At 71.3% G+C, this 5213-nt stretch carries 5 protein-coding genes; 3 read left to right on the top strand and 2 right to left on the bottom strand.

Translation table 11 applies throughout. From position 1 onward, the window contains the following. Positions 1-2: 2 nt before the first annotated feature. A complete protein-coding gene (locus ACFWYS_RS04635; protein WP_384763247.1) occupies positions 3-1403 on the top strand; it encodes an FAD-dependent oxidoreductase in 1401 nt (466 codons plus the stop codon). Between the two features lie 96 nt (positions 1404-1499). Here the strand turns inward: ACFWYS_RS04635 and ACFWYS_RS04630 are convergent, their stop codons facing one another. Both ACFWYS_RS04630 and hemE read right to left on the bottom strand, forming a co-directional pair. Beyond that, positions 1500-1832: a hypothetical protein gene (locus ACFWYS_RS04630; RefSeq protein ID WP_384763244.1), complete on the bottom strand. Its 333-nt coding sequence runs from the start codon at positions 1830-1832 to the stop codon at positions 1500-1502. Between the two features lie 366 nt (positions 1833-2198). Then, positions 2199-3266 carry a uroporphyrinogen decarboxylase gene (hemE, locus tag ACFWYS_RS04625; RefSeq protein ID WP_384763242.1) on the bottom strand — a complete coding sequence of 356 codons (1068 nt, stop codon included), beginning with the start codon at positions 3264-3266 and terminating at the stop codon, positions 2199-2201. A 104-nt stretch (positions 3267-3370) separates the two neighbouring features. On the opposite strand from hemE, the gene ACFWYS_RS04620 reads away from it, so the two are divergent. Both ACFWYS_RS04620 and ACFWYS_RS04615 read left to right on the top strand, forming a co-directional pair. Beyond that, entirely contained in the window at positions 3371-4048 is a 678-nt protein-coding gene (locus ACFWYS_RS04620) for a DUF3000 domain-containing protein (RefSeq protein ID WP_384763240.1), read from the top strand. A 258-nt stretch (positions 4049-4306) separates the two neighbouring features. Next, positions 4307-4969: a response regulator transcription factor gene (locus tag ACFWYS_RS04615; RefSeq protein WP_003997051.1), complete on the top strand. Its 663-nt coding sequence runs from the start codon at positions 4307-4309 to the stop codon at positions 4967-4969. Positions 4970-5213 lie beyond the last annotated feature (244 nt).

Raw genomic sequence — 5213 nt, 5'->3', positions numbered from 1 at the left:
GTGTGGGTGTGGGGGGGGGGCGGGGGGGCGCGCGCGGTTGTGCGGGGGGGGCGCGCCCGTCGGGTCCGTGGCGGCCCCCCCCCCAGGCGCGGCGCCTGAAGGGCCCCGAGGAACTGGAGATCGTGGCGTTCGAACGCGGTCACTTCACCTCCTTCTCGGCCTGTGGCATCCCGTACTGGGTGGGCGGCGACGTGCCCGACCGCGACCGGTTGATCGCCCGTACGGCCGAGGAGCACCGGGCGCGGGACATCGACCTGCGCATGCGCACGGAGGTCATGGAGATCGACGTGGCCGGGGGCCGGGTACGCGCGCGTGACGTCGATTCGGGCGCCGAGTCCTGGACGTCGTACGACAAACTCGTGATCGCGACCGGCGCCCGCCCGATCCGCCCCGACATGCCGGGTGCCGACGCCCCCGGCGTCCACGGCGTGCAGACCCTCGACGACGGCCAGGCCCTGATCGACACGCTGGCACGCACGCGTGGCCGCCGCGCGGTCGTGGTCGGCGCCGGTTACATCGGCGTGGAGATGGCCGAGGCCCTCATCAACCGCGGCTACGAGGTGACGGTCGTCAACCGTGGCAGCGAGCCCATGTCCACGCTCGACGCGGACATGGGCCGTCTGGTGCACGAGGCCATGGAGGGCCTGGGCATCACGATGGTCAACGACACCGAGGTCACCAAGATCCTCACCGGCGGGGACGGCCACGTTCGCGCGGTCGCCACGGAGGACGCCGAATACCCGGCGGACGTGGTGGTCCTGGGCATCGGGGTGCGCCCGGAAACCGCGCTCGCGCGGGCGGCCGGCCTCCCCCTCGGCGACCACGGCGGCCTGCTGACCGACCTGGCCATGCGCGTACGCGGCCACGAGAACATCTGGGCGGGCGGCGACTGCGTGGAGGTCCTCGACCTGGTCTCCGGCCGCGAACGCCACATCCCCCTCGGCACCCACGCCAACAAACACGGCCAGGTCATCGGCACCAACGCGGCCGGCGGTTACGCCACCTTCCCCGGTGTGGTCGGCACGGCCGTCAGCAAGGTCTGCGACCTGGAGATCGCCCGCACGGGCCTGCGCGAGAAGGACGCGCACCGGGCAGGCCTGCGGTACGTGACGGCGACGATCGAGTCGACCAGCCGCGCGGGCTACTACCCGGGCGCCGCGACGATGACGGTCAAACTCCTCGCGGAACGCCGCACCGGCCGGCTCCTGGGCGCACAGATCGTCGGCAAGGAGGGCGCGGGCAAGCGGGTGGACATCGCGGCGGTGGCACTGACGGCCGGGATGACGGTGGAGCAGATGGTGTCCCTGGACCTGGGCTACGCGCCTCCGTTCTCGCCGGTGTGGGACCCGGTCTTGGTGGCAGCCCGAAAGGCGGCCAAGGCGGTGAATGCCGGAACCGCATGACAGGCGGCGCGGGCAACGCCCTAAAGGGGCGCGGGGAACTGCGCGACAAGCCACGACGGACCCGCAGCCGCCGAACCACCCACGCCCTCACGGCGACTAGGCAGATCCGTTGATCCTCTCAATGGCCTGCCGAGCCTGCTCAGCAGGCGGCCGAGACGGCAACGACGACACGGACGCGCTCACACTCGGCATCGCGGCGGCAGCCGGCTGCTCCCCCGCCGGCTTCGCATGCGCCGCGGACCTCGCGGAGCGCAGCCGATGACCGACGGCCTCATCGAGCGTCACCGGCCGCTGCATCTGCGCGGCGAGCCGCCCCGCCTCCTGCCCCAGCCGGGCCACGTCTTCCCACGGCAGCCGCACCACCACGGTGAGCTCGGCCTCACCGTCGGGCAACGCGTGAATCGCCGGAGGAGTAACTCGGTCGTTCATCGCCTGTTCCTCACGTAGTCCCCGCGGCCCGCCTTCCCCGTGCCGCGGGCGGTTGCCGAGACATACGCACGCGGCGTGGGCGACGTTCAACGGTTCACGTGGGCGACTGCGACCGTCCCGCGAGGCCCGGGGCATCGGACTGTACGACGGCCTGGCCGGTATCGGCCTCAACTACCTCCACCTGGCGGACCGTTGGCAGACCGTCGCCTTCGACGACGACATCCGCCGGATCGCCGAACTGCATGCGTGGCTGGTCCGGAGTGGCCCTGTTCTTCCTGCGGCTGTACGAGGTGTGGGGAGAGTCGGCTTATCGGGCGGACCCTGCCCGTAGCCCAGCCCCTTGCACGCTCCGGCTTCGACCGGCCCTCAGCGCGCGGTCTGCGTGTGGACGTACTCGACGAGCCGGGTCAGCGCATCCGGGTCCGTGGACGGCATGACCCCGTGGCCCAGGTTGAACACATGCCCCTCCAGGCCGGCCGCGGCATCGAGCACCTCGCGGGCCTTGGCCTCGACCGCCTCCGGTGTGGTGAACAGGATGGTCGGGTCGAGGTTGCCCTGGAGCGCCTTGCCGGGACCGACCCGGCGGGCGGCCTCGTCGAGCGGGACGCGCCAGTCGACGCCGACGACGTCCGCGCCGGCCTCGCCCATCAGCTTCAGCAGCTCACCGGTGCCCACGCCGAAGTGGATGCGCGGCACGCCGTACCCGGCGACCGCGTCGAAGACCTTCGCGGAGGCGGGCATCACCGAACGCCGGTAGTCGGCGGGGGCGAGGGAGCCGACCCAGGAGTCGAAGAGCTGCACCGCGGCGGCGCCGGCCTCGATCTGCACTTTCAGGAAGGCGGCCGTGATGTCCGCGAGACGGTCGAGCAGGTCGGCCCAGAGCTCCGGGTCGCCGTACATCATCGCCTTGGCGTTCTCGTACGTGCGCGACGGGCCGCCCTCGACGAGGTAGCTCGCGAGGGTGAAAGGCGCCCCGGCGAAGCCGATGAGCGGGGTCGGGCCGAGCTCACCGGTGAGCAGACCGATGGCCTCGGTGACGTACGAGACGTCCTCGGGGGTCAGATCACGCAGCCGGGCCAGGTCGGCGCGGGTGCGGATGGGCTGCTCGACGACCGGGCCGACGCCGGGCTTGATGTCGAGGTCGATGCCGATGGCCTTGAGCGGGACGACGATGTCGCTGAAGTAGATCGCCGCGTCCACGTTGTGCCGGCGCACCGGCTGGAGCGTGATCTCGGTGACCAGCTCGGGCCGCATGCAGGATTCCAGCATCGGGACGCCCTCGCGCACCTTGCGGTACTCCGGCAGCGAGCGGCCGGCCTGACGCATGAACCACACCGGGGTGTGGGGCACGGGTTCGCGCCTGCACGCCTTGAGGAAGGCGGAATCCTTGACTGCGTCGGGCGTGGCCGAGGGCGGCGTCTGGTTGGCACTCACGGGGGCAAGTCTCGCACGGCGGCGAAAGCCCCGGCGCCGGGGTTGCCGTGTTGTCCGGGTGTCTCTCCCTGCACGAAGCCCCCGTTCCCCTTAATCTTCCCGGCATGGCTGCGGCTCAGGGAAGACTGTCGGACGGCACCGGGGGAACGGATGAGGCAAGGGACGGCGGGGAGGCGGACCGGCATTCACGCAGTACGGCACCACCGGCTTTCCGTGCCGCGGTAGAGGCTCTGCGCGGCAGCCGCCTGCGGCCGCAGATCGAGGTCGAGCAGACCAAGGCACCCCAGCGGCTCGCCCCCTACGCGTACGCGCTGGAGGCCACCGTCGTCGACGACGACCAGGACCTGGCCGACGGCCGGCTGGTGCTGCTGCACGACCCGGAGGGGCACGACGCCTGGCGGGGCACCTTCCGCCTGGTGACGCTCGTGCGCGCGGAACTGGAGCCGGAGATGGCCGCCGATCCGCTGCTGCCCGACGTGTGCTGGTCCTGGCTGACCGGTGCGCTCCAGGCGCGCGGGCTGTCGTACGGCGAACCGAGCGGCACCGTCACCCGGGCGAGCTCCCACTACTTCGGGGGCCTGTCCGAACGCCCGGCGGCCTCGCAGATCGAGATCCGTGCCTCCTGGACGCCGCGCGAGGGCCTGGGCGGCGTGCCGGACACGGCGGCGCATCTGACGGCCTGGTGCGATCTGCTGGCCCAGGTCGCGGGCCTGCCCCCGGCGGGTCCGGGCGACGCTTCGGTGGTGACCCTGCCGCAGCGCCGCGACCCGCAGTCCCGCTGACGACCGCTGACGACCGCTGACGACCGCTGACGACCGGCGACGTGACACCACCGACTTGACCGTCACTTTGTCGATACGGCCACTTTCGGTCAGGAAATAGTCCTTGATCGAACCGATTCACTCACCGAACGATCGACCACGTGTCTGAATTGCCCCGATTGTTACTCACTAAATCGTGATCTTTCTCTAAAGGGCCACGGGTTTGGTGCCGAAGACGACTGTGACCTTGAAAGCCGTCCCCGCACCCCAGGAGGCCTGGTGTCCGTTCTCCTTGAGCAGCCCGCAAGCCTGGTCGCCTACCGCCCGAACAAGCCGACCGCCATGGTGGTCGTGGCCGATCCCCGCGTCCGCTCCACCGTCACCCGCCATCTCTGGGCGCTCGGTGTGCGCGATGTCATCGAGGCCTCGTCCATCGCGGAGGCTCGTCCCCGCATCGGCAACCCCCGCGATATCTGCGTGGCCGACGTCCACCTGCCCGACGGTTCCGGCCTCACGCTCCTGTCTGAGACCCGGGCCGCGGGCTGGCCCAACGGCCTCGCCCTGTCCGCCGCCGACGACATCGGCGCCGTACGCAACGCCCTCGCCGGCGGTGTGAAGGGCTACGTCGTCACCGGCACCCGCACCAACGTCGGGCTCCCCACCCGGCCCGGTGCCGCCCCCATCGGCGCTGCCGCCGCCCGTATGCACCGTCGCCACCCGGGTGCCCCGAGCCACCCGGGCGGCTACCGCGAGCTCTCCGGTCGTGAGGTCGAGGTGCTGCGGCTGGTGGCGGAGGGCCAGTCGAACAAGGCGATCGGCGTCTCGATGGGCCTGTCCGCCCTGACCGTCAAGAGCCATCTCGCCCGCATCGCCCGCAAGCTCGGCACCGGTGACCGCGCCGGCATGGTCGCCGTGGCCCTGCGGACGGGCATCATCCACTGAGACCCCGCATCATCCACTGAGCCCCCCCACCAATTGACCACCGATTGAACCGTTGATCATGCACTGACGTGAACGGGATCGGCCGCTGATCCCCCTCCCCCACGTCCCTACCTGTCGTGAACCGGACCCTTCACTTACCTGACCGGTTCACGCCCCTCAGGCGCCGGGGGCCCGCCCCGGAGGGGGGCGGGGGCGGGGGCAGGGGGGGGGGGGTTAGAAAAAAACACACCCACCCAACCCCATA

The organism is Streptomyces sp. NPDC059010 (assembly GCF_042740355.1).
GTDB lineage: Bacteria > Actinomycetota > Actinomycetes > Streptomycetales > Streptomycetaceae > Streptomyces.
The sequence above is the reverse complement of the archived record's forward strand: the minus strand, read 5'-3'. Positions and strand labels throughout refer to the sequence as shown.